At 73.7% G+C, this 819-nt stretch carries 1 pseudogene; it reads right to left on the bottom strand.

Features of this window, described 5'->3' with window-relative positions:
- Positions 1-710: pseudogene (locus NQ160_RS24310) on the bottom strand (large exoprotein); the annotation flags it as partial.
- Between the last annotated feature and the right edge of the window lie 109 nt (positions 711-819).

The following is an 819-nucleotide window of genomic DNA, read 5'->3' as shown; positions in this document are numbered from 1 at the left end:
CCGCGCGAGCCCACGCGCGCCATGCGGTGCAGCAGCAGTCCCGAAGCGGCGACCACCGCTCCCCCGACCCACAGCAGCGTCTGAGCGCCCCACAGGACCAGTTCGACCGCACCCCACGATGCGGCGAGCAAGCCGGCGAGACCGACCATCGTCGTCACCAGGCGGGCGCGGCGACGGGCACGCGCGCGCCGGGCGGCCGGCAGGGCGCGGGCTGCAGCAGCGGCGGCACGGGCGCGCTCCCGAGCGGCTGCCGCGTCGGCGCGAGCCGTCTCTGCGTCTGCACGGGCACGTTCGCGCGCGGCCTCGGCCTCGGCACGGGCCTGCTCGGCGGCCGCCTGCGCTTGCTCGCGCGCGGCCTCGGCTTCGATGCGAGCGAGTTCCTTGGCGGCAGCGGCGTCGACGCGAGCCTTCTCACGGGCGAGGGCGAGCTCGGCGCGCGCCACCTCCAACGAGGCGCTGGCGCGTTCCGCCTCGACCCGCTTGGCGAGTCGCTGCTGGGTGAGTGCGGTGCGGGCGTTCAGTTCGAGCCGCACCTCTTCGGGCGCCTCGCTCGTCTCTGCCAGCACACGCATCGCCCGACCGAGGCGCAGCGCATTGCGCTCCGCGGCCTCGTACTGATGGCGGCTGTGCCAGGACGGCAGCAGGTACACCAACCACAGCCCCACCACGACGGCGACGATCACGCCGCCGCCCAATACCTGCCCACCCATGCCGACCACGGTATGCGACCGCGACCCTCACAGGCCGCGCATCCGTGCGCGTGTCGGACTCTCTCCTTCAACAAGAAGGTGAAGTTCAGCTCGAAAGCCGGTCCGCGGG

Source organism: Microbacterium sp. zg.Y909 (assembly GCF_024626565.1).
This window is presented reverse-complemented; position numbering and strand designations above follow the sequence as displayed.